Genomic DNA, 25,366 nt, shown 5'->3' on the forward strand with positions numbered 1-25,366 from the left:
CCTTGTTTAGAGGTCTTTAACCAAGATGGGCGATCATTTTCCCGTTCCGGGCATTTTCTACCAGACCCGCACGCGAAGACAAACAAAACTCGTGTGGCGGCCGGGGAATCCCGGAAAGCGAGCAGGCGCGGCCTGCTGCGGATTCGACCCAACGGAAGCTTCTATGCGTCGCACAGTTATGAAGTCCTGTCTCGTCCTGGCGGTTGCCTTTGCCGTATCGGCGGGTACCATCGAATTTGCGCAAGCCCAGGCGGCCAAGGGGCCGAGTGGCCTGCCGCTGCCGCGCTTCGTGACCTTGAAGTCCAAGCGCGTGAACCTGCGCATCGGGCCGGGAACGGATTATGCGGTTTCCTGGATGTATCTGAAGACGGGCTTGCCGGTCGAAATCATCCAGGAATACGACAACTGGCGTCGTATCCGCGATGCCGACGGGACGGAAGGCTGGGTCAACCAGTCGCTGCTGTCAGGCCAGCGTGCCGCTATCGCCGCGCCGTGGATGAAGGGCAAGGGCAAGGGCGTCTATGTCAACCTCCGCCGCGAAGCACAGCCGTCTTCCAGCATCGTCGCCAAGCTGGAGCCGGGCGTGATGATCACGATCGGTGAATGCAGCGGAGAGTGGTGCTTCGCAAAGACCGACGGCGCCGAAGGTTGGGTGGCGCAGTCGGAAATCTGGGGCGCCTATCCGGGCGAAGCCTTTAAATGAGGCCCGCCTCTTTTGCGGCTTCGGACAGTGACTTCATCGGCCGCGGGCCGATCTGCTGAATGACGATGCCCGCGGCAAGGCAGCCGAGCTTGCCGCAATCCTCCAGCGTACGGCCCTGCGTGTAGCCGTAGAGGAAGCCTGAGGCGAAGAGATCGCCGGCGCCGGTCGTATCGACCAATTCGTTGATCTTGATCGCGTCGACGTAATGGCGCTCGTTGCCCCTCAGGATCACGGCGCCGTCCTCGCTGACGGTCACGGCTGCGATCTTGCAATCCTTGGCGATCTTGTTCAGCGCCTCCTCGAAATCGTCGGTTTCGTAAAGCGAAAGGACTTCCTGGCGGTTGGCGAAGACGATATCGACCTTGCCCGAGCGCATCAGATCCAGGAATTCGCCGCGGTAACGATCGACGCAGAAGCTATCGGAGAGCGTCATCGACATTTCGCGGCCGTTCTCGTGGGCGATGCGGGCGCAATCCAGAATCGCTTCCTTGGCACGCGGCGGATCCCAGAGATAACCTTCGAAATAGGTCACCTTGGCCTGCGCCACCACATCTGCTTCGACATCCTCAGGCCCGAGCTCGACGCAGGCGCCGAGATAGGTGTTCATCGAGCGCTCACCGTCATCGGTGACGAAGATCATCGAGCGCGCAGTCGGCGGATACGTGCCCTTGGCCTTGGTCTGATAGTGAACGCCCTGGGCACGAATATCATGCACGAATATCTCGCCGAGCTGGTCTTCCGCGACCTTGCCGAAATAAGCCGCCTTGCCGCCAAGGCTGGCAATGCCTGCAGCCGTATTGCCGGCGCTGCCGCCGGAAGCCTCAAGTGCCGGACCCATGCGGGAATAGAGTAGTTCGGCGCGCTCGGCATCGATGAGGTTCATCGCAGCCTTGGTGATTTTGTTGTCAATGAGGAACTGGTCGTCGCAACGGGCGATGATATCGACGATTGCATTGCCGACTGTCAGAACATCGAATTTAGTCATGAAGTGGGAAGTCCCGGATTTGTGATAGCCGGTAATGGGTCTTAGCGAAATTTGCCGGTATTGAAAGGATAAACAGCATACCGCCTTCCAACTCTTCGCAAAACTGCCGTTCACTCGTCATGCCTTTGTCATTTTGCCTGCATAAAAACAGCGTTAGAAAGACCGGCATGCAGTATTTCGTAGAGCTGGGCTAAGGGAGAGATGATCTCTTCAGTCTTGCCGGAACGGCGCTGACCACGGATGAACTGGCAGTGCCGGACCCGGGTATCCGGCAGGACCGGATGCGGAAAAGCGGGCCGAGCCCGCTTTTTTTGCTGCGACGCGAAAGAAATTGCACCCATGGCATTTGTCATGGCTGGCGATTTGCTGTTAGACCTCGGCAATCCCCGCGCAGAGCAGCAGTTAATGTCAGCCATCATCTTCGACGTTCTCCCGATCTTCCTTCTCATTCTCATCGGCTGGCTGATCGTTCGCGTCGGCGTGCTGACCGCAAGTGTCGGCGATGCCTTGAGCGAGTTCGTCTTCAAGATCGCCGTGCCTCTGCTGCTTTTCCGCACCATCGCCGAGGCCGATTTCCACGGCGCGTCACCGTTCCGGCTCTGGGGCGTCTATTTCTCCGGCGTCGCGGTGACATGGACGGCCGGGCACTTCGTCGCCACGCGTTTCTTCGGGCGCGATGAGCGGATCGGCGTGCTTGCCGGCGTATCCTCCGCTTTCGCCAACAACATCTTCATAGGCCTGCCTCTGGTCGAGCGCACCGTGGGCAGCGAAGGGCTTGTCGCCCTTTCCATCCTGCTTGCCGTGCATCTGCCGATCATGATGGTGGCAGGCACGATCATGATGGAACATGCCGAACGTAAGATCTCCGGCAAGAGCGACCGCAGCATGACCCTGGTACTGAAGCAGATCGGCCTGAACCTGCTGCACAACCCGCTGGTTATCGGCATCGCAGCAGGCGCCGCCTTTCATGTCTCGGGCCTGACCATGCCGTCAACAATCAGCACTGTCGTCGGGCAGATCGCCGGCACGGCCGGTCCGGCGGCATTGATTTCGCTCGGCATGGCGCTGCAGAAATACGGAGTCTCCGGCAATGTCGGGATTGCCAGCATGACCTCGGCCTTCAAGCTGCTTCTGCTGCCTGGCTGCGTGTGGGCTGCAAGCCATCTTTTCGGCCTTAGCAACGAGTGGGCAGCGGCGCTGGTGCTGACTTCGTCGGTGCCGACAGGGGTGAATGCCTGGCTGATCGCCAATCGCTTCGGAGTCGGGCACAGTCTTGCCGCCTCGACTATCACAGTGACTACGGCGCTCGGCGCGATCACCGTTTCCTTCTGGGCCTATATTCTCGGCGCCTGAGGCAATAAAAAAGCCCAGCTTGAGACCGGGCTTTTTCTTGAAAATTCGCCGCTTCTTACTGCGTTGCAGCCGGAGCATTCGGATCCGGCAGCGGAGCCGGTGAATCTGCCAGCGTGTGCAGATAGAGGATGACGTTGGCACGATCCTGATCCTTCGGCAGACCGGCAAAGCCCATGGCCGTGCCCGGGACGTCTTTCTTCGGCGCCGCCAGGAATTTGTTGAGGTTTTCGAAGGTCCAATGTTCGCTGCCGCCCTTGGAGAAATCCTTCATGGCGGAAGAATATGCGAAGCCTTCATGCGAGGCGATTGGGCGATCTACGACACCAAAGAGATTCGGACCGACTTTATTCGGTCCGCCTTTGGTGCCGTCATGACAGGACTGACACTTTTTGAATACGGTTTCGCCGGCCTTGGCGTCGGCGCTGGCAAGAAGCTGCGCGATCGGAACGGCAACGGCAGCAGGCGCACCTTCACCGCCGGCGGCGGGTGCCTCCTCGGCGACGATGGCAAAACCTTCCTTCTCCGGCGCCTCGGAATGGAAGATCCCCTCGGATGCGATGGAGACCGACATCAGAACGAAAACCGTTCCCAGCAGCGCCCCCACGGCCGTATTGACGTATGAATTCATCTGCAATGCTCCCCTTGCAGCCGGCAGACCATAAACCGGACCATCTTGAAATTGCGCGGAACCTATGTCTTTTGGCTATTCGTTGCAACTGTCTAAATGGTCTTGTGCGTGAGACTTTTTGCCACTTTTCAGCCCGGATTAGAAGGCCCGAACAATGACTGATTCAAAATTGGATGACGTGCTTGTGCTAATCCCCGCACGCATGGCTTCCACCCGCCTTCCGGGCAAGCCACTGGCCGATATTTGCGGGTTGCCGATGATCGTACAGGTAGCGAAACGGGCACAGGAAGCGGCGATCGGCAGGGTGGTTGTTGCCGTCGACGACCAGCAGGTTTTCGATACCGTTTCCGCCGCGGGCTTTGAAGTGGTTATGACACGACGGGACCACCAGTCCGGTTCCGACCGCATTTTCGAGGCGCTGACAAAGATCGATCCGGATGGGAAAGCGAAAATCGTCGTGAACGTTCAGGGTGACCTGCCGACGATCGACCCCGAAACCATGCGTGCGGCGTTGCGCCCGCTCGATAACGAGGCCGTCGATATTGGAACTCTGACGACCGAAATCGACAACGAGGAAGACAAGACCGCGCCGCACATTGTGAAAGTCGTTGCTTCACCGCTCTCCGACAGCCGTCTACGTGCGCTTTACTTCACCCGCACGACCGCACCTTACGGCGACGGGCCGCTCTATCACCATATCGGGCTCTATGCCTACCGACGCGCCGCGCTCGAGCGTTTCGTCTCGCTTGGACCATCGACGCTCGAAAAGCGCGAATCACTGGAGCAGTTGCGGGCACTCGAAGCCGGTATGCGCATCGATGTCGAGATCGTTGACACGGTTCCACTCGGTGTCGATACTCCAGCCGACCTCGAAAAGGCGCGGCGCATTCTCTCCGCGAAGGCCAACTGACGGATTTCCTCATGAATATCAAGACCAACAGGATCGCCTTCCAGGGCGAGTTCGGCGCCAATTCCGACATGGCGAGCCGCGACATGTTTCCGACGATGGAACCGCTGCCCTGTCAGACCTTCGAGGATGCCTTTACGGCGGTCGATAATGGCGACGCCGACATCGGCATGATCCCGATCGAGAACACGATCGCGGGCCGTGTTGCCGACATCCATCATCTTTTGCCGGAATCACGCCTGCACATTATCGGCGAATATTTCATGCCGATCCGCTTTCAGCTCATGGTGCTGCCGGGAGTGACGAAGGACGAGATTCGCACCGTCCACAGCCATATTCATGCGCTCGGCCAATGCCGCAAGATCGTTCGCGCCAACGGCTGGAAACCTGTGATCGCCGGCGATACGGCGGGGGCCGCCAAGCTCGTCAAGGAAACCGGCGACCGCTCGATGGCGGCGCTCGCCCCGCGCCTTGCCGCCGACCTCTACGGTCTCGATATCATTGCCGAGAATGTCGAGGATACGGAAAACAATGTGACGCGCTTCGTCGTGCTGTCGCGCGATGAGGAATGGGCAGAGCGCGCCGCCAGCGACGAGAAGATCGTCACCACCTTCGTCTTCAACGTCCGCAATATTCCGGCAGCTCTCTACAAGGCGCTCGGCGGTTTTGCGACGAATAACATCAACATGACAAAGCTCGAAAGCTATCAGCTCGGCGGAAAATTTGTAGCGACGCAGTTCTATGCCGATATCGAAGGCCACCCGAACGACGCACATGTGCGGCGGGCACTGGAGGAACTGCGCTTCTTCTCCGAGAAGGTGCGCATCCTCGGCGTCTACAAGGGCCATCCGATGCGGGGACTTCTGTAACGATTGCCCAAAGCCTCTCCGGTAGCTGACCGGAGAGGCTTTGTGGATCTGCTAATTTATTTGTCCGGCTCACAAACACGCAGCCGATGCCCATCCGGGTCCAGCACGACGAAGGTCGGGCCGAAGTCGAGTTCGGTCAGATCCTGAGCGAAGGGCAGGCCGCGGCCGCGCCAGTCTTCATAGTGCCTCGCGACGGCATTTTCTCCATCGACCATGAAGGCGACCTCACCGCGATTGCCGATGGCAGAGGGTTGCGGTTCGACGCTGCTGCGGCGCCAGAGGCCGAGGGTGAAGCCGCCGTCGAGCGGGAAGGCGACAAAATTCGGTGCCTCCACGGCCGGCTCGCGGCTCAGAATATTGCGATAGAAAGCGGCGCTTTCAGCGGGATCCTTGACATAGAGGATAATAAGATTGGGGCTGGCCATTTCAGTTCTCCACGGGGTTGAATAATGCCCGGCCGAAAGCTGCTGCCATAAAATGGCAGCAGCTTTCGGAATGCAGCGCTGCAGACAGCGCCGCTTCGTTGCCGGGAGGAATATCGATGAGGCCGGCGTGCGGCTTAACGGAAGAGGTCGTCGCCGACGCGCCAATCCTGTCCGTCCATGATGCCGAGATCGCGCTTGCGCCATTGCGGCATCGTCTCAAGATCAAGGCGCGGACGGCGTGACGATGCGACATCGAACCTGTCGGCAAACAGGCGCACGAGGCGCGAACGAAGGGTTTTTCCGGCTTCGACGGAAGTACGACGGCCGGCATATTGAACGACTTGAGGCATTCCCATGATCAGTACTCCTTCCTGCTGGACTGGTACTGATAATAGCGCTTACTGCTGACAGTTTATGGCAGTAGCGTTAGTGCTCGATCGGGGTATCCTGCGTGTCCCGCCATTCCTTCAGGAGAATGGTACGGCGACGCGGATACCGCGTGTCGTGGATCGTCATATCGATGATGCGATCGGTGCGGAAATGACGAAAATCCTGGCGTAGCTCGCACCAGGCCATGATGATGCGCACATGCTCGAAATAGCCGAGCGCGAACGGCCAGACACGGCGGCGGGAGATACGCCCCTGCTCATCGCCATAGTGCAGCTCAAGGATACGCTCCAGACGGATCGCCTTGCGGATGGCCGAAACATCCGCCTTGTCCTCATCCTGCCGTTTGCGACCGACAAAAAGTGTGGCCGAATCGACCATATCGCGCATATCGGGCGGTAGCACGGCGGCGATCTTTGCCAGCGCATCAGCGCCGGCATTGGCCAGGCGCGGCTCGGCGGCACGCGCCACCCAGCGGGAGCCAAGCACCAGGGCTTCCAGCTCTTCCTCGGAAAACATCATCGGCGGCAGCATGAAGCCGGGTTTCAGCACATAGCCTATGCCGGCCTCGCCCTCGATCATGGCGCCCTGCGCCTGAAGGCTCGCGATATCGCGGTAGAGCGTGCGAAGGCTGACACCCGTTTCCTCCGCCAACACGGTGCCGGTGACCGGTCGCCGATAGCGCCGGAGCGTCTGAAGCAGGGTCAGCAGCCGTTCGGAGCGGGCGACCATGATTATATCCTCATGCAGACAGGCCGGACCGGGTGATGGTCATCCGTGCGCTCCGACCCTTTGTTCAGCGTTTCCACTCGACCCAATCGCGCATCAAACGATGGGCAATCGCGCCTCTCGGCGGCGGCGCCTTGCCGTTGACGCCGGGACGCTCCAGCATTTCAATGGTTTCCTCGCGGGTGAACCAGCGGCAATCCTCAAGTTCAGCTTCGTCGCGATGGATATCGCGCGACTTCGCCTCGGCATAGCAGCCGATCATCAGCGAGTGCGGCATCGGCCAGGGCTGTGAGGCATGGTAGCGGATGCGGCCGGTCTTGATGCCCGATTCTTCCAGCGTCTCACGGCGAACGGCATTTTCGATTGTTTCGCCGGGCTCCAGGAAGCCCGCCAGACAGGAATACATGCCGGGCGCAAAATGCGGGCTGCGGCCGAGCAGGCAGAGATCACGCTCCTCATCGATCGTCAGCATGATGACGACGGGGTCGGTGCGGGGGAAGATCATGTGGTCGCAGGCGGTACAGACGCGCTTGTAACCGCCGATGCGGATTTCCATAACCGAGCCGCAGCGGCCACAAAACTGGTTGTCGCTGTTCCAGCGGATCAGGCTCGCAGCTTGCGAGAACTCGCCGAGCAGCATTTCATCGACAAGCTCGTCGCGGAAGAGCGAGCGGCCGTCGACCGGCTTGTACTGGCTCGCCATCTCCTCGACATCGATGCCGACGGGAACGGCAAGGCGCGGTTCGCCGGTCTTTCTATAGCCGAGCAGTACGGTTTCGTCCCAGTTCGGTTTCAGTTCCTGCAACTCGTAGCGGGCAAAGAGAGGATCGAGCACCTGGCCATCGTGCTTGAGCACCAGCTTATCCTTAGCGAAGGCGAAAATATGCGTACCTTCGCGGGCAAGTGCCTTTTCGACCGAGCCTTCATCGCGATGTTCGCTGTCACGGTTGAGGTCATTGGCGGCAAAAGCGGTGAGATTGCTGGGTTCCGGATGCGGCATATCCGAATCGAAAAGCGAATGGCTCATAGTGAAAGGGCTTCCCGCAGCTTTGCTATCAATTCGTTTCTTGCTGCGTCCCGGTAAGGCTCTGCTCTACCGAAGCCCCAGACAGGACCCGGCCAGTTCGCATCGCCTTCGGAACGCGCAATGACATGAACATGAAGCTGGCGGACGATATTGCCAAGAGCCCCTATATTGATTTTTGTGGCACCGGTGACCTTCTTGAGTGCGGCGGAGACGAGGTCGATTTCGAAGGTCAGCAGCACCTGATCAAGCGGCGTCAGCTCGAAGATCTCTGTAACATCCGCCCGGCGCGGCACCAGGATCAGCCAAGGCCAGCGGGCATCCTTCGACAGCCTGACATCGCACAGGCCTGCGACCATGATACTGGTGCTGTCGCTTTCGAGCCTGCGGTCGAGCACGAAATTGCTCAAGGACATTCTCCTCATGTTTTCCAATGGACTAGCAGTTTTTTTGGAGCTTGGCTTGCTTTTGATGATGATTTTGCCGATATGTGCATCCGGGAGGTTGGTGGTGGACGAGCCACTCGCCAACCGGGTCAGGTCCGGAAGGAAGCAGCCCTAACGAGCCCGGCACGGGTCATCGTGCCAGCCTCCCACCTTCTCTTCCAAGAAGCCCGAGCTTTCGGGCGCTAGCAGGGCGATGAGCGACACCGAGCGACAATCACAGGATGCCGCCTCGACGGGCACCGGATACCGGGTGCTGGCACGCAAATACCGCCCCAAGGATTTCACGGACCTGATGGTCGGCCAGGAGCCGATGGTCCGCACGCTCACCAACGCCTTCGAAACAAGCCGCATCGCGCAGGCCTATATGCTGACCGGCGTGCGCGGAGTGGGCAAGACGACGACGGCGCGCATTCTGGCGCGGGCGCTGAACTACAAGACGGCCGAAATCGACAAGCCGACGATCGACCTTCGTGTGCCTGGCGAGCATTGCCAAGCGATCATGGAAGGCCGCCATGTCGACGTGATCGAGATGGATGCCGCCTCGCATACCGGTATCGACGACATCAGAGAAATCATCGAGCAGGTGCGCTACCGGCCGGTTTCGGCGCGTTACAAGGTCTATATCATCGACGAAGTGCACATGCTGTCGACGCAGGCCTTCAACGGGTTGTTGAAGACGCTTGAGGAGCCGCCGGAGCATGTGAAGTTCATCTTCGCGACGACGGAAATCCGCAAGGTTCCAATTACCGTTCTCTCGCGCTGCCAGCGCTTCGACCTGCGGCGTATCAGTGCTTCCGATCTCGTCGGCCTATTCTCAACGATCGCCGCCAAGGAAGGCATCGAGGCGGAGCCTGACGCGCTTGCGATGATTGCGCGTGCTGCGGAAGGTTCGGCGCGCGACGGTCTGTCGCTGATGGATCAGGCGATCGCCCATGGCGGCGGCGTGGTGCAGGCAGAAGCCGTGCGCGGCATGCTCGGCCTTGCCGACCGCGCCCGTATCGTCGACCTCTTCCAGCATATCGTGCGCGGGGATGTCGCAAGCGCGCTCAATGAATTCCAGAGCCAGTACGAAGCCGGCGCCAACCCTGTCGTGGTACTGACGGATCTTGCCGATTTCACGCATCTGGTGACGCGGCTGAAATATGTGCCTGATGCCGCAAACGACCCCTCGCTCAGCGAAGTGGAGCGCACCAAGGCGGCGGAATTTGCGCAAGGTGTCGCGGTTACCACGCTTTCACGGATTTGGCAGATGCTGCTGAAGGGCATTCCAGAGACGGAAAACTCTTCGCGTACGGCGGGTGCGGCCGAGATGGTGCTTATCCGGCTCGCGCACGCAGCACATCTGCCAGCGCCGGAGGATGCGGCACGGCGGCTTGCGGAATTTTCCAATGAAGGCGGCGCGCCACGTCCGTCCTCACCTGCGCCTTCGGGTAGTGGCGGCAGCACACGTGTTCCCTACCAGACGAATGTGACGGCACGGTCTGCGGAGCCGGCACCGCGGCCACAGCCCGCGGGGCCAACCGCCATGCTGCGCGCCGTGCCCAATCCGGAGCCGCAGAGTATCGGCCGCGTTGAAACCAAGCCGTCAGAGGTGCCGAAGCCGGTCGTGCCGGTCAATTCGATCGGCGATATCGTTGACCTCGCTGCCGAAAAGCGGGACGTCAAACTCAAGGCATTGGTGCGCAACTTCGTGCGACCCGTGCGTATCGAGCCCGGCCGGCTGGATGTGAACCTCACCGAGGGCGCACCGGGCACATTGCTTAACGAGCTTGCCGTCAAGCTCAAGGAATGGACCGGCATCCACTGGATCGTCAGCACCAGCCGCGAAGAAGGCGGGCCGACGATGGTGGAGGCGGAAGCCAAGGCGCAGGAACAACGCGTCAGCGATGCCCGCCAGGATCCCGACGTTGCAGCGATCCTGGCGCAGTTTCCGGGCGCCAAGATCATCGACGTACGCGTACGGGCGCCGACGCCGGAGGAAGAGGCGGAGGAGGGCAGACCACCTGCCGCCGCCGAATCCGAAGAGGGCGACATCTTGCCCGGCGACGACATAGAATTCTAGTTTCAAGAAGGAGAAGACGATGCGCGACATCATGGGCATGATGGGCAAAGTCAAAGAAATGCAGGCCAAGATGGAGCAGATGCAGGCTGAGATCGCCGAGCTGACTGCCGAAGGCAAGGCAGGCGGCGGGCTCGTCACCGTCATCATCTCCGGCAAGGGCGAGCTCAAGAGCCTGAAGATCGACCCCTCGCTCTTCAAGGAAGACGATGTCGAAATCCTCGAAGACCTGATCGTTGCCGCCCATAAGGACGCCAAGGACAAGGCGGAAGCCATCGCCGCCGAAAAGACCAAGGCGCTCACGGCCGGCCTGCCGATCCCGCCCGGCTTCAAGCTGCCGTTCTGATCTCGCCGATGGTTCCGGTAGTTGATTGATCCCGGAAGAGGAGACGGGAGATGGTGACCTTGACGACGCTGCTGGTTTTTGCCGGCGCTCTTTTCATTGCAGCGGGAACACCCGGGCCGAGCGTTGCGGCGCTCGTTGCCCGCGTCATCTCGAAGGGCGCACGTGACGTGCTGCCTTTCCTGTTCGGTCTGTGGGCCGGGGATGCGATCTGGCTGACCTGCGCCATTGCCGGCCTCTCGGCAATCGCCGAAAGCTTCTACCACGTCTTTGTCGTCATCAAATGGCTCGGCGTGCTCTATCTTCTTTATCTCGCCTGGCGGATGTGGTTCGCCAGAGCCGATGTCGAGGAAGAGGATCTGCCACAGGAGCGTTCGCGTGGCCGGATGTTTTTCACCGGCCTGGCGATTGCGCTCGGCAATCCCAAGATCATGATGTTTTATGTGGCGCTTCTGCCTTCGATCATCGACATCCCTTCGGTGTCGCTTGCCGGCTGGGCCGAACTCGTCGTCACGCTGTTCGTCGTTCTGGCTGTCGTCGATTTCAGCTGGATGTTCCTTGCCGCAAAAGCCCGCGGTTTCCTGAAGAGCCGGCGCGCGGTACGGATCGCCAATCGGGTGAGTGCGGGAACGGTGGCAGGGGCCGCCGTCACGATCGCGATGCGCTGAACTATTGCTGTGCTTCCAGCTCGGCTCGCAGCTTGTAATGAACGGGCGCCGCCAGGTAGCGCTCGCGGTCTGCGGCTGAAAGCCGGCGTCCGAAGGTTTCCATCATTTCCGGCATCGTGACTGGGGCGCCGGGAAATGGCTCATACTCGACCGGCATCCCGACTTCCACGATCCCATTTGATATCACGCGGCAATAGATGCCGGGACGTGCCGCCCTGGTATAGCGCTTGACGAATTTCGGATCGTTCATCCTGGCGGCGAACGTGGCGCAGGGGATGCGGCAGGACGTCACTTCAAGGATCAGCTCGCCGACGATGAGGCGGTCCCCCACCGCTGCATCACGGTTATCCAATCCTTCGATGACGAGATTCTCGCCGAAGGTGCCGGGCTCGACAGGGCGGCCGAGTTCGTTCGCCCACCAGCCGAGGCTGATAGAACCTTCCAGATAAACGGCCTGATCAACCCCGCCGTGATGTTTCCTGTTGCAAATGGCATCGCCGACGAGGCCTTCGGCATCGATCATGACGCCGCCGGTGACGGCATGCTTGAAGATACCGGTCTTGTAGTTCTTACCCGGCAGCCTCTGGGCAGAGCCGCGGCAGACGGCGAGGATTTTCATGGTTTCAGCGATCCTTCCGTGATTCCGTTTTCGTTCCATATCAGTTAAGAACGGCACATGGCAAAGCGAGTCACCGGCCCCGAAATCGAAAAACTGATCCAGCTTCTGGCGAAAGTGCCGGGCCTTGGGCCGCGCTCGGCGCGGCGAGCGGCGCTGCATCTGATCAAGAAGAAAGACCAGCTGCTCGGCCCTCTCTCCCATGCGATGGGCGAGGCCTATGACAAGGTGAAGATCTGCTCGCGCTGCGGCAATGTCGATACGGTCGATCCCTGCACGGTCTGCACCGATGCGCAGCGCGACCAGTCCGTCATCATCGTCGTCGAGGATGTCTCCGACCTCTGGGCGCTGGAGCGCGCCGGCGCACTGAACGCCGCCTATCATGTGCTTGGCGGCACGCTCTCGCCGCTTGACGGAGTCGGCCCTGACGATCTCAATATTCGCGGACTGATCAACCGGGTCGGCGAAGGCGGCATCAAGGAAATCATTATCGCCGTCAATGCGACTGTCGAAGGGCAGACGACGGCGCATTACATCACTGATCAGCTTGCGGATCTCAACGTGAAGATCACGCGGCTCGCGCATGGCGTACCCGTGGGAGGTGAACTCGATTATCTCGACGAGGGCACGCTGTCGGCGGCGCTTCGAGCGCGGACGGCAATTTAGGGGGGGACATGGAGACGGGTTTCTTCGGCCGGCTACTTCTCACGGGTGCCGCCTGGCTCACGCTTTCGGTAGCGCCCTCTTCCGCTGCCCCTTCGAAAGCCGATGTTGAAGCGCAATTCGAAAAATGGGTGCAGGGCGATCTCTGGCCGGACGCAAAGAAGAACGGCATATCGGAAAAGACCTTCCGCGCCGCCTTTTCAGGCGTTGAACTGGATTGGACTCTGACCGATCTCGCGCCGCCCGGCTTTCCGCCGCCGAAGGAGCAGAAGCAGACCCAGGCCGAGTTTTCCTCACCCGGACCCTATTTCAACGAGGATCGGCTGAAACGGCTTGCGATGACCGGACGCGGCTTTGCCTCGCAATATGCCTCGACGCTCAGCCGCATCGAAAAGACCTATGGCGTGCCGGGTTCGATCGTGCTGGCAATCTGGGGACGCGAGACCGGCTTCGGCGCAGCGAAGATCCCGAATTCCGCCGTCGAGGTACTGGCGACCAAGGCCTTCATGTCGACGCGCAAGGACATGTTCCGCATGGAATTGATCGCTGCGCTGCATATCCTCGACGGCGGCGATGTTGCCCCTGCCGATTTCAAGGGATCGTCGGCAGGCGCGCTCGGTCAGCCGCAGTTTATGCCGACGAGCTATCTGAAATATGCAGTCGATTTCGACGGCGACGGGCACCGCAACATCTGGACCTCGGTTCCCGACACGCTCGCCTCGATTGCCAATTTCCTCGTGAAAAAGGGCTGGCAGCGCGACCGCGACTGGGGCTTCGAAGTGACGATTCCCGACGCCGTCTCCTGCGCGCAGGAAGGGCCTGATCTTGCCAAGCCGCTCTCTCACTGGGCGTCGCTCGGCATCAATCGCATGTCTGGCAAGGGATTTCCTTCCAGCGAGCTGAAGGCGCAGGGCATGATGCTGGTGCCTGCGGGGCGTGACGGGCCGGAATTCATCGTCACGCCGAACTTCTATATCATCAAGGAATATAACAACTCCGACCTTTATGCCCTCTATATCGGCAATCTTGCCGACCGCATCGCCTCCGGTTCCGGCGCCTTCCGGGGACAATGGGGCGATGTCGGCAAGATGCTGCGCTCGGACGTCGCTGCCATGCAGAAGGCGCTTGAGCGGCAGGGCTACGATGTCGGCGGATCGGATGGATTGCCGGGCTACAAGACGCGACGCTCAATCGGCCAATGGCAGGAAAAGCACGGCATGAAGCCCACATGCTTCCCAGAGGCATCGATGAAGGGCAAGCTGAAGTAAGAAGCCTCCGCCTCGGCGGATGCCTTACAGGCTGCGCTTCAGCCCTTCATGGCTCGCGACAAAACCAAGCTTTTCATAGAAGCGGATCGAATCCGCGCGCATCTTGTCAGATGTGAGCTGCACGAGACCGCAACCACGTTCCACGCAGCGGGCACTCGCCCATTCGATGAATTGTGAGCCGAGGCCGGAGCCGCGATAGCCCTTTGCAATACGCACGCTTTCGATCTGGCCCCGCCACATGCCCGTTCGCGATAGGCCGGGAACAAAGCTCAGCTGCAAGCAGCCGGCGATCCGATCAGTCTCGTCGATTGCAACAGCCAGCACCTGATTGGGATCTTCCTCGATTGCCGCGAAGGCTACCAGATAGCGTATATCGACGGGATCCGAGACGACCTCCCGCGTGCTGCCGAGATCATCATCGGCGAGCAGCCGAATAATGTCGGCGAGATCAGATTGTCTTGCGCTTCGGAAGACGTGCATGGCTGATCTCAGTGGTGCAGATCGATCGGCGTCTTGTGGAAGACGTCATCGACTGGCGGAATGGCTTGTCGTTCGATCATGCGGTGAACATGCGGCAGGCCCTCGCCGCGATGCAGGGCGCGAAGCCGATCGGTATTTTCGGCATCGGCCTGCGTGCGGCGCTGGTTGTGCCTGATATATTCCACCCAGGTCGGCGTGTGATAGGTTTCCGTCCAGAACCCGGGATTTTCGAGATCGCGCATCAGCGCCCAGTTGCGGGCGCCATCGCGAATGCGGATGCGGCGGCGCTCTACCATCAGAGTCATGAATTCGGCCAGATCGTCATCGGCGATCTGGTAATCGACCTGGATAACGATCGGGCCGCTGCGCGGGGTGATATCGATGCCGAGAGCCGGCTCGATAAAACGGTTCAGCGGATCGAGATTTAGCGAGGCGAAAGCCGGCATGGAAAAGCGCAGGCCGATGACGACGCCAAGCAGCAGGACGGCAGCCGAGATCAGCAGAGCATTCGAAAGACCGCATTGATCGGCAGCAATACCCCACAGCCAGCTGCCGCCGGCGATGCCGCCGAACGTGACGGTCTGGTAAAGCGACAAGGAGCGGCCAACCACCCAGCGCGGCGTCGATAGCTGGACGATGGTGTTGAAGAGCGAAAGCGCCGAAACCCAGCAGGCGCCCGCTACGAGCAGTCCGGCAGAGGTGAGCACGGCATTTGAGCTGAGGGCTGCGATGACGGCGCTTAGCGCAAGACCGAGGAAGGCCATGCGAATGATCGTCTCGCTGGAGAACATTTCGCGCAGTCTGGCGCTGAGCACTGCGCCACCGATCGCTCCGATACCGAAGGCGCCGAGCAGGAAACCATAGGTCAGCGGCCCACCAGAAACGAGATCGATTGCGACGACCGGCAGCAGCGCCTGGATTGAACTCGCGCCGATACCGAATACCAACCCCCTCAGGAGAATCTTTTCGAGATTGGGCGACATGGAGACATAACGCATGCCGGCAAAGATGGCGCTGCCGAGTGTTTCGCGCGGCAGTGTCGAGGCAGGCTTACTCGGCCGCCAGCGAAGCAATGCATAGATGAGAGCAATATAGCTCAGCGCGTTAACCGCAAAGGCCGCGCCCGCACCTGCAGCCGCGACGATGGCACCTCCGATCGCCGGTCCAACGCTGCGGGTAATATTGAAGCTCATGCTGTTCAGCGTGACCGCGCCCGGCAAATCGGCGCGCGGCACCATGTCGCCGACTGCGGCCTGCCAGGAGGGATTGTTGAGTGCCGTGCCGCAGCCAATAAGAAACGTGAAGAAAAGAAGCAGTCCGGGCGTAATCCAGCCGAAAATGGCGCAGGTCGTCAACAGGATCGAGACCACGAGCATCATGGATTGAGCCGTCAGCATGATCCTGCGTCGATCATAGTTGTCGGCGAGAGCGCCCGAGACCAGCGAGAACAGCATGATCGGCAGCGCCGTCGAGGTCTGCACCAGCGCTACCATATCCTCCGACGAGGTGATGACCGTCATCATCCAGGCGGCACCTACGGCCTGGACAAGACCGCCGAAATTCGAGACTAGGCTCGCAAACCAGATGGTACGGTAGGTCTCATGCCGCAAAGGTGCAAATGTCGAAGACGGATAGTCCACGTTTCCTCCCGCTTTTATCCTTATGCTTCAATGGCCAATATATGCGGAAGAGAAGCGCTCGCCATAGCTTAGCTCATCCTTGCAGAGGAGAAGGAGACGAAATCAGCGCCGACCTTGCAATTTCTGAAAAACGGGACTATATGGCACTCAAATTCTTGATCGTACGATGAAGAGTGGGCCGCAAGGACCCGCTCTTTTTTATTAGCGCGATCACCCCGAATGCCAGAAATCGCAGGGAGCGCACCGCTTGTCGGATCTGACAAACGCAGACAATCAACATGAGCCGCGGCTGATTACCGAGACCGGGCTTGACCAGCGTCTCGCCGACATCATCGAACCCGTAATCGTCGACATCGGCTTCCGCCTCATTCGCGTTCGCATGCTCAATCAGAACGGCATGACGATGCAGGTCATGGCCGAAAAGAACGATGGCACGATGACCGTCGAGGACTGCGAGCAGGTTTCCATGGCGATTTCTCCAGTGCTCGATGTGGAAGATCCGATCGATAAGGAGTATCATCTGGAAGTGTCTTCGCCGGGTATCGACCGCCCTTTGGTGCGGAAATCCGATTTCGTTCGCTGGCAGGGCCACCTCGTAAAGTGCGAAACGTCGATCATGATCGGCAATCGCAAACGCTTCCGCGGCAAGATCGTCGAAGCGGATGCTGACGGGTTTACGATCGAACGCGATCAGGTTGCCTATGGCGAGGAGCAGAAGGTCGTCATTCCCTTCACTGCGCTCAGCGATGCCAAGCTCATTCTGACCGACGATCTGATCCGCGACGCACTGCGCGCCGACAAGCTTGCAAAGGCGCAGGCTGCGAACCAGAACGAAGCGGACGACAAAGAATAACCGATCAACGCAAGCTCCAGGGACGGGAACCCGGGTAGTCAAGGACGGAGAAACACAACAATGGCAGTCAGTGCAAACCGGCTCGAACTTCTGCAGATCGCAGATGCAGTGGCGCGCGAAAAGGTCATCGACCGCGAAATCGTGCTTGCCGCGATGGCCGATGCCATCCAGAAGGCAGCGCGTTCCCGTTACGGTACCGAATCCAACATCCGCGCCGACATCAATCCGAAGACCGGTGAAATCCGTCTGCAGCGCCTGCTCGAAGTCGTCGAGAAGGCCGAGGATTATTCCACGCAGATCCCGCTGGAACTGGCCCGCGACCGCAACCCCGACGCCGCCATCGGCGACTTCATTGCCGATCCGCTGCCGCCGATGGATTTCGGCCGTATCGCCGCGCAGTCGGCCAAGCAGGTCATCGTGCAGAAGGTGCGCGAAGCCGAGCGTGACCGCCAGTTCGACGAATTCAAGGATCGCGTCGGCGAAATCGTCAACGGTACGGTCAAGCGCGTCGAATATGGTAACGTCATCGTCGACCTCGGCCGTGGCGAAGGCATCATCCGCCGCGACGAAATGATCCCGCGCGAGAATGTCCGCTATGGCGATCGTGTTCGTGCATACGTATATGATGTCCGGCGCGAACAGCGCGGCCCGCAGATATTCCTGTCGCGCACGCATCCGCAGTTCATGGTGAAGCTCTTCACCATGGAAGTGCCGGAAATTTATGACGGCATCATCCAGGTGAAGTCGGTCGCCCGCGATCCGGGTTCGCGCGCCAAGATCGCCGTGATCTCGAACGACTCTTCGATCGATCCGGTCGGTGCCTGCGTCGGCATGCGCGGTTCGCGCGTCCAGGCCGTCGTCGGCGAGCTCCAGGGCGAGAAGATCGACATCATTCCCTGGTCGCAGGATCCGGCGACCTTCGTCGTCAATGCCCTGCAGCCGGCTGAAGTCGCCAAGGTCGTTCTCGACGAAGATGCAGAACGCATCGAAGTGGTCGTTCCGGACGAGCAGCTTTCGCTCGCCATCGGCCGCCGCGGTCAGAACGTCCGCCTCGCTTCGCAGCTGACAGGCTGGGACATCGACATCATGACGGAAGCCGAAGAGTCGGAGCGCCGGCAGAAGGAATTCAACGAGCGCACCAATCTCTTCATGGACGCGCTCGACGTCGACGAGATGGTCGGCCAGGTTCTGGCTTCGGAAGGCTTCGCCGCCGTCGAGGAGCTGGCATATGTCGATCTCGACGAAATCTCCTCGATCGACGGCTTCGACGAAGACACCGCGCAGGAAATCCAGACCCGCGCCCGCGAGTTCCTCGAGAAGCTCGAGGCGGAAATGGACGAGAAGCGCAAGGCACTCGGTGTTTCCGATGAGTTGCGCCAGATCGATGGCATGACCGCTCAGATGATGGTCGCTCTCGGCGAGGACGGTATCAAGACGATCGAGGACTTCGCAGGCTGCGCAGCCGACGACCTCGTGGGTTGGACCGAACGCAAGAACGGCGAAACGAAGAAGTTCGAAGGCCTGTTCTCGAAGTTCGACATTTCCCGCGTGGAAGCCGAACAGATGGTTGTGCAGGCTCGCCTGATCGCCGGCTGGATCACCGAGGAAGATCTGGCGAAGGACGCTGAGGCTGTAGAAACCGACGCGGCCGAGCAGGACGCATAATGACGGCGAAGCCGGACGCATCTCCTGAGGACGACGATCTTGCAGGTTACGACGTGAACGGCCGCATGTGCATTGTGACACGCGAAAGCGGATTGCCGGACGAGCTGATCCGCTTCGTGGCCGCCCCTGACGGGACGGTGGTGCCGGATCTGAAACGCGAGCTGCCGGGACGCGGCTGCTGGGTGAAGATTGACCGGTCGCTGGTCGAAAGGGCGGTGGCGAAGAAGCTCTTCGCTCGCGCGCTCAAGGCCGACGTAAGGGCAGCCGACAACCTCGGCGAGCAGGTGGAGCGGCTGCTTCTGCAGCAGCTCCTGCAGATGATGAACATGGCGCGCAAGGCGGGCCAGCTCGTCACCGGCTCGGCGAAAGTGGATGCCGCAATCCGCAGCGGAGCTGCGCTTGCAGTGTTCCATTCGACGGATGCCGCCGCTGATGGCGTAAGAAAGATAGACCAGGCCCGCAAGGCTTGGCACCTCGGAATGGAAACCGAGGAAGAAATACCTTCCTTCCGTCTCTTCTCGGAGAGCGAAATGGAAGGGGTGATGGGCCAGAATGCTTTTATCCATGCCGCAGTGCTTGCAGGGCAGGCGGGTGAGGGTGTAGTGAAGCGCGCAAAGATGCTCGAACAGTACCGTAACGGCGGTCAGTCCCGGGCACCGGGCGGCGCTGGCCAGCAAAAACAATGATGCGGTCACCGGCGGAAGCCGGCCCCAATATCATTGATCGATTGTATGTGATTGACAGGGTCTGATGGCTTCATCGTTCCCTGTCCGAAGGAACGGGAACGAATGACCGACAGCAACGACGACAAGACAATCAGCGTAACGGGGAAGAAGACCCTCACCCTGAAACCATCAGGGATGAGCCAGGGTACCGTTCGCCAGGATATGGGTCGCGGTCGCACCAAGGCGGTCGTCGTAGAGACCCGCAAGCGGCGCCCGATGCGCCCCGAAGACGAAAAGCCGATGACGCCTGCTCCTGCAGCTCCGGTTCGGGCGCCCGAACCGGAACCAGCGCCCGTGCAGGCTCGCACTCAGCAGCCGGCTCCAGCCCCGCGCATCCACCAGCCCGGCGGCCAGAACAACCAGCGCCCGCAGCAGGCCAACCAGCGTCCGCAGCAATCCTACCAGCCGCAACGCCAGCAGGATCGTCCGCGCCCCGTGGTGCTGAACCACCTTTCGCCCGATGAAATGGATGCCCGTCGCCGCGCGCTTGCCGAAGCGCAGGCCCGTGACGCGCAGGATGCCATCCGTCGCGCTGAAGATGAAAAGCGCCGCGCCGCTGAAGAAGCCGTACGCCAGGCCGCCGAAGCGGAAGAAGCCAAGCTGCGCGCTGCTGAAGAGGCCGTCCGCCAGGCGGAGGCCGCTGCCGCAGCCGTGGCCGAACCACCTGCAGCTCCCGTAGCGGAAGCACGTGCCGAAACTGTGCGTCAGCAGCCGGCACCGGCATCCGCGCCTGCCGCTCGCCGCACGGAAGCCGCTCCGTCGCCTTCAACCGCCCGTCCTGCGTCAGGCGCACCGGCAGGCGTACGCGGTCGCCGTGGCGAAGGCGAAGATGAAGATCGCGGTGCTTCGCGCAGCGGTCCGGTCCGTGGCCGACCGGTTCGTCCCGAGCCCGCGAAGCCGGTCACAACCCGCCCGAAGAGTGAGGAAGACCGCCGCCGCGGCAAGCTGACTGTGACCACCGCGAACGTCGATGACGACGGCAACGCACGCGGGCGTTCGCTTTCGGCCATGCGCCGCCGGCAGGAGAAATTCCGCCGCAGTCAGATGCAGGAAACGCGCGAGAAAATCTCCCGCGAAGTTGTCCTGCCTGAGACCATCACCATCCAAGAACTGTCGCAGCGCATGTCGGAACGTGCCGTTGACGTCATCAAGTACCTGATGAAGGAAGGCCAGATGATGAAGCCCGGCGACGTCATCGACGCCGATCTGGCTGAACTCATCGCTGGTGAATTCGGTCATACGGTCCGGCGAGTCTCCGAGTCCGACGTCGAACTCGGCATCTTCAACGTGTCCGACGAGCAGGGCGAACTGGTTTCGCGCCCGCCTGTCGTCACTATCATGGGCCATGTCGACCACGGCAAGACCTCGCTGCTCGACGCCATCCGCCATGCCAACGTAGTCTCCGGCGAAGCCGGTGGCATCACGCAGCATATCGGCGCCTATCAGGTGGAACAGAACGGCCAGAAGATCACTTTCATCGACACCCCCGGCCACGCCGCCTTTACAGCGATGCGTGCCCGTGGCGCGCAGGCTACCGACATCGCGATCCTGGTGGTCGCGGCCGACGACAGCGTGATGCCGCAGACGATCGAATCGATCAATCACGCCAAGGCGGCCGGTGTGCCGATCATCGTGGCGATCAACAAGGTCGATAAGCACGAGGCGGATCCGCAGAAAGTTCGCAACCAGCTTCTCCAGCATGAAGTCTTCGTGGAATCCATGGGCGGTGAAGTGCTTGACGTCGAAGTCTCGGCCAAGACCGGCAAGAACCTCGACAAGCTGCTCGAGGCGATCCTGCTGCAGGCCGAAATTCTCGACCTCAAGGCCAACCCGAACCGGACGGCCGAAGGCACCGTTATCGAAGCCCAACTAGACCGTGGTCGCGGTGCAGTTGCGACGGTGCTTGTCCAGAAGGGCACGCTGCGTCCGGGTCAGATCATCGTTGCCGGCGACGTCTGGGGCCGCGTGCGCGCCCTGGTGACGGACAAGGGCGACCATGTGAAGGAAGCCAGCCCGGCGACCCCGGTCGAGGTTCTCGGTCTTTCCGGCACGCCGCAGGCGGGCGACAAGTTCGCCGTCGTCGAAAACGAAAGCCGCGCCCGTGAAATCTCGGAATATCGTCAGCGTCTTGCCCGTGATAAGGCGGCTGCCCGCCTGTCGGGACAGCGCGGTTCGCTGGAACAGATGATGACGCAGCTCCAGACCACCGGCGTCAAGGAATTCCCGCTGGTCATCAAGGGCGACGTGCAGGGCTCGATCGAAGCGATTGCGGGCGCGCTGGAGAAGCTCGGCACCGACGAGGTTCGTGCCCGCATCGTCCATTCGGGCGCAGGCGGCATCACCGAGTCCGACATCTCGCTCGCCGAAGCATCGAGCGCAGCCATCATCGGCTTCAACGTTCGTGCGAACACGCAGGCACGCCAGTTCGCCGAGCGCGAGGGAATCGAGATCCGCTACTACAACATCATCTACGACCTCGTGGATGACGTGAAGGCAGCGATGTCGGGTCTTCTTTCGCCGGAGCGTCGCGAAACCTTCATCGGCAATGCCGAAATCCTGGAAGTGTTCAACATTACCAAGGTCGGCAAGGTGGCGGGTTGCCGCGTCGTCGAAGGCAAGGTCGAGCGTGGCGCGGGCGTCCGCCTCATCCGCGACAACGTCGTCGTGCACGAAGGCAAGCTCAAGACCCTCAAGCGCTTCAAGGACGAAGTGGCCGAGGTGCCGATGGGCCAGGAGTGTGGCATGGCCTTCGAGAACTACGAGGATATGCGTGTGGGCGACGTCATCGAGTGCTTCCGCGTCGAGCATATCACGCGCACGCTCTGATCGGACCACGATTGAAATCTTGGACGGGCGCCGGATGATCCAGTCCGGCGCCCGATCCTTTTGGGATACAGAACAATGGCAACAAGACCCACAACCTCGGCACCTTCGCAGCGTATGCTGCGCGTCGGCGAACAGGTTCGCGCAGCGATCACTCAGGTGCTGCAGCGTGGCGAAGTCCGTGACGACATTATCGAAGCGACCGTGATTTCGATCTCCGAAGTGCGCATGTCGCCCGACCTGAAGATCGCAACGGCCTATGTGACGCCGCTCGGCGTTTCCGACCACAGTGTCGTCATCGAGGCGCTGAACCGCAACGCCAAGTTCATCCGTGGCCGGCTCGGACCGCAGCTGCGACAGATGAAGTACATGCCGGAAGTGCGCTTCCGCGATGATACCAGCTTCGACAATTACAAGAAGATCGACGATCTGCTGCGCTCACCAGAGGTGAGCCGCGATCTCGACAATGACGACGAATAACAGAAGACACCGATGTCCAAACCACGCAAACCCAAAGGCCGCCCGATTTCCGGCTGGCTCATCCTAGACAAGCCGGTGGATTTCGGCTCGACGGAAGCCGTTTCCAAGATCAAGTGGCTCTTCAAGGCGCAGAAATGCGGCCACGCAGGCACGCTCGACCCGCTTGCTTCGGGCATGCTGCCGATCGCGCTCGGCGACGCCACCAAAACCGTTCCCTACGTGATGGACGGCCGCAAGATCTACGAATTTACCGTGACCTGGGGCGAAGAGCGAGCAACCGACGATCTCGAAGGCGACGTAACGCAGAGTTCCGACAAGCGCCCGAGCGAACAGCAGATCCGCGATATCCTGCCGAACTATATCGGCACGATCAGCCAAGTGCCGCCGCAGTTTTCCGCGATCAAAATCGCCGGTGAACGCGCCTATGATCTGGCGCGCGATGGCGAGGCGGTCGAGATCCCCTCGCGTGAAGTCGAGGTTCATCGTCTGACGCTTCTCGCCTGCCCGGATGCCAATACGGCGCATTTCGAGGTGGAATGCGGCAAGGGCACCTATGTGCGGGCGCTTGCCCGCGATTTCGGCCGCGAAATCGGCTGCTACGGCCATATTTCCGGCCTGCGCCGGACTTTCGTCGCACCCTTCGCCGAAGAGACGATGGTGCCGCTTGCACAACTCACGGCGCTCGAAGAGATCGAGGACATGGATGAGCGCCTTGCTGCGCTCGACGCACTGCTGATCGATACCTGCGAGGCACTGTCTGCACTGCCCCACCTTATTATCAGCGATGACCAGGCGCACCGGCTGAAGATGGGCAACCCGATCATGGTGCGTGGCCGCGACGCGCCGGTTGCCGAAAGCGAGGCCTATGCGACGGCCCGCGGCAGGCTGATCGCAATCGGGGAGATCGGACAGGGTGAATTCCGGCCGAAGCGCGTTTTCGGCTGACCGTTACAACCAGCGGCAATTGTCAGAAGTCAGTGATGCGATATGTTTCCAGACGGGCCAAAACGGCCCGTCAAAGGGGAAGAATATGCGCGGAATTGCATTGGGAATACTGACACTCTTTTCGCTGTTTCTCACGGTCTCGATCGCTCAATCTGGCGAACGCTGGGCCGAACTTCCGGCCTTTCCTCCGATGCCGGAGCCGAAGGCAAGCGGCATGGCTGACGTCAACGATATCAAGATGTATTACGCCGAATATGGCGAGGGCGACCCGATCCTCTTCATCCACGGCGGGCTTGGAAATGCCGATGTCTGGGGCCATCAGGTCGCCGATTTCGCCAAAGATCACCTCGTCATCGTTGCCGACAGCCGCGGGCACGGGCGCTCCATGCGCAGCCAGCAGCCTTTCGGCTATGATCTGATGACATCGGATTATGCAGCACTTCTCGACTATCTGAAAATCGGCAAGGTGACGCTGGTCGGATGGTCGGATGGCGGCATCATCGGCATCGACATGGCGATGAAACATCCGGAGAAGCTTACGCGTGTCATCGCCCAGGCGGCAAATGTCACGACCGACGGCGTGAAAGCCGACGTCATGAACAACAAGACTTTCAACGACTACATCAATGTCGCCGGCGAATATTACAAGAAGCTGTCGCCGACTCCGAACGAATACGACGCCTTCGTCGCCCAGATCTCCGAAATGTGGGCGACACAGCCTGCCTGGACGGCAGCAGATCTCGGAAAGATCACGGTACCCATCACACTGGCCATCGGCGATCATGACGAAGCCGTAAAGCTCGATCATACGGAAATGATGGCGAAAGAAATTCCAGGCGCAAAACTCGTCATCTTGAAGGATGCCAGCCATTTCGCCATGCTGCAGGATCCCGAGGGATACGATGCGATGATCCGGGACGCTATGGCGGGGCGCTGAAACCGCTGCGGGTGCCCCTCTTTCCATCGCTGCTTATTTGGTTTATAGGCAGCGCCAGCATCAGGGTATTCCCGATTGCATTCGCGGCCAAGGCTGGACGACATCCCGGCTTTTGGCGACTTTAACTCCTCTCAACGAAAGGATTGTCCGATGTCGATCACTGCTGAGCGCAAGGCTGCGCTGATCAAGGAATATGCGACCGCCGAAGGCGACACCGGTTCGCCGGAAGTCCAGGTTGCGATCCTCACCGAGCGCATCAACAACCTGACGGAACACTTCAAGGACCACAAGAAGGATAACCATTCCCGCCGTGGTCTGCTGACGCTCGTTTCCAGCCGCCGCTCGCTTCTTGACTATCTCAAGAAGAAGGACGAAGGCCGCTACACTAAGCTGATCAACGGCCTGGGTATCCGCCGCTAATGATTTTCGGCGGGCGAAGCACTTCGCCCGCCGAATGTTTTTCGGGACAAATTTCCCGATGATATTTTCCAGGCGCGCGCTATCTGCGTGAATGGAAAGACGGCAGACCCGGATGGGCCGGTTCTGCCAAACCAACCGCTGACCTGTCATGGGGCAGGATTGCCGGATGCTTTCGGCCAGAGTTCCGCAAGAGCTTTGGCCCGATTTCCCAAGGGAGATCGTCCACTCAAAGCTTCCCGTTGTCTTGCCCGTGATACGTCACACTGATTGCGGTCGACCCTGCGCTGCTCCTGATGGAGGAGGCGCGCTGGCTGCATTGAAGGAC

28 protein-coding genes and 1 other RNA gene are annotated in these 25,366 nt (G+C 60.4%); 18 read left to right on the forward strand and 11 right to left on the reverse strand.

The window, feature by feature from the left end:
• Nucleotides 1-163 precede the first annotated feature (163 nt).
• The gene (locus tag JNB85_RS07285) at nucleotides 164-703 is read left to right on the forward strand and encodes an SH3 domain-containing protein (RefSeq protein WP_220333671.1); all 540 of its coding nucleotides are present in this window, start codon (nucleotides 164-166) and stop codon (nucleotides 701-703) included.
• Here JNB85_RS07285 and JNB85_RS07290 read toward each other — a convergent pair.
• Both JNB85_RS07290 and JNB85_RS07295 read right to left on the reverse strand, forming a co-directional pair.
• On the reverse strand, nucleotides 696-1,688 hold the full coding sequence (locus JNB85_RS07290; RefSeq protein WP_220333672.1) for an adenosine kinase: 993 nt from the start codon (nucleotides 1,686-1,688) through the stop codon (nucleotides 696-698). The genes JNB85_RS07285 and JNB85_RS07290 overlap by 8 nt on opposite strands.
• 128 nt (nucleotides 1,689-1,816) lie before the next feature.
• Nucleotides 1,817-2,041 carry a hypothetical protein gene (locus tag JNB85_RS07295; protein ID WP_220333673.1) on the reverse strand — a complete coding sequence of 75 codons (225 nt, stop codon included), beginning with the start codon at nucleotides 2,039-2,041 and terminating at the stop codon, nucleotides 1,817-1,819.
• A 52-nt stretch (nucleotides 2,042-2,093) separates the two neighbouring features.
• Here JNB85_RS07295 and JNB85_RS07300 point away from each other — a divergent pair, with 52 nt between their 5' ends.
• Nucleotides 2,094-3,041, forward strand: coding sequence for an AEC family transporter (locus JNB85_RS07300; protein WP_220333674.1), 948 nt, complete (start codon nucleotides 2,094-2,096; stop codon nucleotides 3,039-3,041).
• 55 nt (nucleotides 3,042-3,096) lie between these two features.
• Here JNB85_RS07300 and JNB85_RS07305 read toward each other — a convergent pair whose 3' ends face one another.
• Nucleotides 3,097-3,669 carry a c-type cytochrome gene (locus JNB85_RS07305; RefSeq protein ID WP_220333675.1) on the reverse strand — a complete coding sequence of 191 codons (573 nt, stop codon included), beginning with the start codon at nucleotides 3,667-3,669 and terminating at the stop codon, nucleotides 3,097-3,099.
• Between the two features lie 154 nt (nucleotides 3,670-3,823).
• Between JNB85_RS07305 and JNB85_RS07310 the strand changes: the two genes are divergently transcribed.
• Both JNB85_RS07310 and JNB85_RS07315 read left to right on the forward strand, forming a co-directional pair.
• The gene (locus JNB85_RS07310; protein WP_220333676.1) at nucleotides 3,824-4,579 is read left to right on the forward strand and encodes a 3-deoxy-manno-octulosonate cytidylyltransferase; all 756 of its coding nucleotides are present in this window, start codon (nucleotides 3,824-3,826) and stop codon (nucleotides 4,577-4,579) included.
• An 11-nt stretch (nucleotides 4,580-4,590) separates the two neighbouring features.
• A complete protein-coding gene (locus tag JNB85_RS07315) occupies nucleotides 4,591-5,445 on the forward strand; it encodes a prephenate dehydratase (RefSeq protein ID WP_007813868.1) in 855 nt (284 codons plus the stop codon).
• A gap of 56 nt (nucleotides 5,446-5,501) precedes the next feature.
• Here JNB85_RS07315 and JNB85_RS07320 read toward each other — a convergent pair whose 3' ends face one another.
• From JNB85_RS07320 to JNB85_RS07340, 5 genes are all read right to left on the reverse strand, one after another.
• Entirely contained in the window at nucleotides 5,502-5,870 is a 369-nt protein-coding gene (locus JNB85_RS07320; RefSeq protein ID WP_025669404.1) for a VOC family protein, read from the reverse strand.
• Between the two features lie 134 nt (nucleotides 5,871-6,004).
• Nucleotides 6,005-6,226, reverse strand: coding sequence for a hypothetical protein (locus JNB85_RS07325; protein ID WP_220333752.1), 222 nt, complete (start codon nucleotides 6,224-6,226; stop codon nucleotides 6,005-6,007).
• A gap of 70 nt (nucleotides 6,227-6,296) precedes the next feature.
• Nucleotides 6,297-6,992 carry a helix-turn-helix transcriptional regulator gene (locus JNB85_RS07330; RefSeq protein ID WP_220333747.1) on the reverse strand — a complete coding sequence of 232 codons (696 nt, stop codon included), beginning with the start codon at nucleotides 6,990-6,992 and terminating at the stop codon, nucleotides 6,297-6,299.
• 61 nt (nucleotides 6,993-7,053) lie between these two features.
• The gene (nudC, locus tag JNB85_RS07335; protein WP_220333677.1) at nucleotides 7,054-8,013 is read right to left on the reverse strand and encodes an NAD(+) diphosphatase; all 960 of its coding nucleotides are present in this window, start codon (nucleotides 8,011-8,013) and stop codon (nucleotides 7,054-7,056) included.
• Nucleotides 8,010-8,420, reverse strand: a complete 411-nt coding sequence (locus JNB85_RS07340) for an HIT family protein (RefSeq protein WP_220333678.1) — start codon at nucleotides 8,418-8,420, stop codon at nucleotides 8,010-8,012. Before JNB85_RS07340 ends, nudC begins: the two co-directional genes overlap by 4 nt.
• An 89-nt stretch (nucleotides 8,421-8,509) precedes the next feature.
• On the opposite strand from JNB85_RS07340, the gene ffs reads away from it, so the two are divergent.
• From ffs to JNB85_RS07360, 4 genes are all read left to right on the forward strand, one after another.
• Nucleotides 8,510-8,606: signal recognition particle sRNA small type (ffs, locus tag JNB85_RS07345), an RNA gene on the forward strand.
• A gap of 43 nt (nucleotides 8,607-8,649) precedes the next feature.
• A complete protein-coding gene (locus tag JNB85_RS07350; protein WP_220333679.1) occupies nucleotides 8,650-10,518 on the forward strand; it encodes a DNA polymerase III subunit gamma/tau in 1,869 nt (622 codons plus the stop codon).
• 19 nt (nucleotides 10,519-10,537) lie between these two features.
• Nucleotides 10,538-10,861, forward strand: a complete 324-nt coding sequence (locus JNB85_RS07355; protein ID WP_007813855.1) for a YbaB/EbfC family nucleoid-associated protein — start codon at nucleotides 10,538-10,540, stop codon at nucleotides 10,859-10,861.
• Nucleotides 10,862-10,914: 53 nt separating this feature from the next.
• Nucleotides 10,915-11,526, forward strand: coding sequence for a LysE family translocator (locus tag JNB85_RS07360; RefSeq protein ID WP_220333748.1), 612 nt, complete (start codon nucleotides 10,915-10,917; stop codon nucleotides 11,524-11,526).
• A 1-nt stretch (nucleotide 11,527) separates the two neighbouring features.
• Here the strand turns inward: JNB85_RS07360 and JNB85_RS07365 are convergent, their stop codons facing one another.
• A complete protein-coding gene (locus JNB85_RS07365; RefSeq protein ID WP_220333680.1) occupies nucleotides 11,528-12,145 on the reverse strand; it encodes an MOSC domain-containing protein in 618 nt (205 codons plus the stop codon).
• A gap of 57 nt (nucleotides 12,146-12,202) precedes the next feature.
• Between JNB85_RS07365 and recR the strand changes: the two genes are divergently transcribed.
• Together recR and JNB85_RS07375 are read left to right on the forward strand one after the other, a co-directional pair.
• Entirely contained in the window at nucleotides 12,203-12,808 is a 606-nt protein-coding gene (gene recR, locus JNB85_RS07370; protein ID WP_112542843.1) for a recombination mediator RecR, read from the forward strand.
• An 8-nt stretch (nucleotides 12,809-12,816) separates the two neighbouring features.
• The gene (locus JNB85_RS07375) at nucleotides 12,817-14,073 is read left to right on the forward strand and encodes a lytic murein transglycosylase (RefSeq protein ID WP_220333681.1); all 1,257 of its coding nucleotides are present in this window, start codon (nucleotides 12,817-12,819) and stop codon (nucleotides 14,071-14,073) included.
• A gap of 24 nt (nucleotides 14,074-14,097) precedes the next feature.
• Here the strand turns inward: JNB85_RS07375 and JNB85_RS07380 are convergent, their stop codons facing one another.
• Both JNB85_RS07380 and JNB85_RS07385 read right to left on the reverse strand, forming a co-directional pair.
• A complete protein-coding gene (locus JNB85_RS07380) occupies nucleotides 14,098-14,553 on the reverse strand; it encodes a GNAT family N-acetyltransferase (protein WP_220333682.1) in 456 nt (151 codons plus the stop codon).
• A gap of 8 nt (nucleotides 14,554-14,561) precedes the next feature.
• Complete coding sequence (locus JNB85_RS07385) at nucleotides 14,562-16,193, reverse strand: MFS transporter (RefSeq protein WP_220333683.1); 1,632 nt, start codon at nucleotides 16,191-16,193, stop codon at nucleotides 14,562-14,564.
• A gap of 247 nt (nucleotides 16,194-16,440) precedes the next feature.
• Between JNB85_RS07385 and rimP the strand changes: the two genes are divergently transcribed.
• The 8 genes from rimP to rpsO all read left to right on the forward strand — a co-directional run bounded on the left by rimP (nucleotide 16,441) and on the right by rpsO (nucleotide 25,041).
• Complete coding sequence (rimP, locus tag JNB85_RS07390; RefSeq protein WP_220333684.1) at nucleotides 16,441-17,046, forward strand: ribosome maturation factor RimP; 606 nt, start codon at nucleotides 16,441-16,443, stop codon at nucleotides 17,044-17,046.
• Between the two features lie 60 nt (nucleotides 17,047-17,106).
• Entirely contained in the window at nucleotides 17,107-18,711 is a 1,605-nt protein-coding gene (gene nusA / locus JNB85_RS07395) for a transcription termination factor NusA (RefSeq protein WP_220333685.1), read from the forward strand.
• The gene (locus tag JNB85_RS07400) at nucleotides 18,711-19,397 is read left to right on the forward strand and encodes an RNA-binding protein (protein WP_220333686.1); all 687 of its coding nucleotides are present in this window, start codon (nucleotides 18,711-18,713) and stop codon (nucleotides 19,395-19,397) included. Before nusA ends, JNB85_RS07400 begins: the two co-directional genes overlap by 1 nt.
• 102 nt (nucleotides 19,398-19,499) lie before the next feature.
• Nucleotides 19,500-22,262, forward strand: coding sequence for a translation initiation factor IF-2 (infB, locus tag JNB85_RS07405; RefSeq protein WP_220333687.1), 2,763 nt, complete (start codon nucleotides 19,500-19,502; stop codon nucleotides 22,260-22,262).
• Nucleotides 22,263-22,337: 75 nt separating this feature from the next.
• Nucleotides 22,338-22,739 (forward strand): 30S ribosome-binding factor RbfA, encoded by a 402-nt coding sequence (rbfA, locus tag JNB85_RS07410; protein WP_220333688.1) that lies wholly within the window; start codon nucleotides 22,338-22,340, stop codon nucleotides 22,737-22,739.
• A gap of 12 nt (nucleotides 22,740-22,751) precedes the next feature.
• Entirely contained in the window at nucleotides 22,752-23,684 is a 933-nt protein-coding gene (gene truB / locus JNB85_RS07415) for a tRNA pseudouridine(55) synthase TruB (protein ID WP_220333689.1), read from the forward strand.
• A gap of 85 nt (nucleotides 23,685-23,769) precedes the next feature.
• Nucleotides 23,770-24,621 (forward strand): alpha/beta fold hydrolase, encoded by an 852-nt coding sequence (locus JNB85_RS07420; protein WP_220333690.1) that lies wholly within the window; start codon nucleotides 23,770-23,772, stop codon nucleotides 24,619-24,621.
• A 150-nt stretch (nucleotides 24,622-24,771) separates the two neighbouring features.
• The gene (gene rpsO, locus JNB85_RS07425; RefSeq protein ID WP_183745507.1) at nucleotides 24,772-25,041 is read left to right on the forward strand and encodes a 30S ribosomal protein S15; all 270 of its coding nucleotides are present in this window, start codon (nucleotides 24,772-24,774) and stop codon (nucleotides 25,039-25,041) included.
• Nucleotides 25,042-25,366 lie beyond the last annotated feature (325 nt).

The organism is Rhizobium mesosinicum (assembly GCF_019511345.1).
Classification (GTDB): Bacteria; Pseudomonadota; Alphaproteobacteria; order Rhizobiales; family Rhizobiaceae; genus Rhizobium; species Rhizobium mesosinicum.

Coding starts and splice junctions, on each gene's coding strand:
- JNB85_RS07285 (WP_220333671.1), top strand. CDS start 164: ATGCGTCGCACAGTTATGAAGTCCTGTCTCGTCCTGGCGGTTGCCTTT.
- JNB85_RS07290 (WP_220333672.1), bottom strand. CDS start 1,688: ATGACTAAATTCGATGTTCTGACAGTCGGCAATGCAATCGTCGATATC.
- JNB85_RS07295 (WP_220333673.1), bottom strand. CDS start 2,041: ATGACAAATGCCATGGGTGCAATTTCTTTCGCGTCGCAGCAAAAAAAG.
- JNB85_RS07300 (WP_220333674.1), top strand. CDS start 2,094: ATGTCAGCCATCATCTTCGACGTTCTCCCGATCTTCCTTCTCATTCTC.
- JNB85_RS07305 (WP_220333675.1), bottom strand. CDS start 3,669: ATGAATTCATACGTCAATACGGCCGTGGGGGCGCTGCTGGGAACGGTT.
- JNB85_RS07310 (WP_220333676.1), top strand. CDS start 3,824: ATGACTGATTCAAAATTGGATGACGTGCTTGTGCTAATCCCCGCACGC.
- JNB85_RS07315 (WP_007813868.1), top strand. CDS start 4,591: ATGAATATCAAGACCAACAGGATCGCCTTCCAGGGCGAGTTCGGCGCC.
- JNB85_RS07320 (WP_025669404.1), bottom strand. CDS start 5,870: ATGGCCAGCCCCAATCTTATTATCCTCTATGTCAAGGATCCCGCTGAA.
- JNB85_RS07325 (WP_220333752.1), bottom strand. CDS start 6,226: ATGGGAATGCCTCAAGTCGTTCAATATGCCGGCCGTCGTACTTCCGTC.
- nudC (WP_220333677.1), bottom strand. CDS start 8,013: ATGAGCCATTCGCTTTTCGATTCGGATATGCCGCATCCGGAACCCAGC.
- JNB85_RS07350 (WP_220333679.1), top strand. CDS start 8,650: ATGAGCGACACCGAGCGACAATCACAGGATGCCGCCTCGACGGGCACC.
- JNB85_RS07355 (WP_007813855.1), top strand. CDS start 10,538: ATGCGCGACATCATGGGCATGATGGGCAAAGTCAAAGAAATGCAGGCC.
- JNB85_RS07365 (WP_220333680.1), bottom strand. CDS start 12,145: ATGAAAATCCTCGCCGTCTGCCGCGGCTCTGCCCAGAGGCTGCCGGGT.
- recR (WP_112542843.1), top strand. CDS start 12,203: ATGGCAAAGCGAGTCACCGGCCCCGAAATCGAAAAACTGATCCAGCTT.
- JNB85_RS07375 (WP_220333681.1), top strand. CDS start 12,817: ATGGAGACGGGTTTCTTCGGCCGGCTACTTCTCACGGGTGCCGCCTGG.
- JNB85_RS07380 (WP_220333682.1), bottom strand. CDS start 14,553: ATGCACGTCTTCCGAAGCGCAAGACAATCTGATCTCGCCGACATTATT.
- nusA (WP_220333685.1), top strand. CDS start 17,107: ATGGCAGTCAGTGCAAACCGGCTCGAACTTCTGCAGATCGCAGATGCA.
- JNB85_RS07400 (WP_220333686.1), top strand. CDS start 18,711: ATGACGGCGAAGCCGGACGCATCTCCTGAGGACGACGATCTTGCAGGT.
- infB (WP_220333687.1), top strand. CDS start 19,500: ATGACCGACAGCAACGACGACAAGACAATCAGCGTAACGGGGAAGAAG.
- rbfA (WP_220333688.1), top strand. CDS start 22,338: ATGGCAACAAGACCCACAACCTCGGCACCTTCGCAGCGTATGCTGCGC.
- truB (WP_220333689.1), top strand. CDS start 22,752: ATGTCCAAACCACGCAAACCCAAAGGCCGCCCGATTTCCGGCTGGCTC.
- JNB85_RS07420 (WP_220333690.1), top strand. CDS start 23,770: ATGCGCGGAATTGCATTGGGAATACTGACACTCTTTTCGCTGTTTCTC.
- rpsO (WP_183745507.1), top strand. CDS start 24,772: ATGTCGATCACTGCTGAGCGCAAGGCTGCGCTGATCAAGGAATATGCG.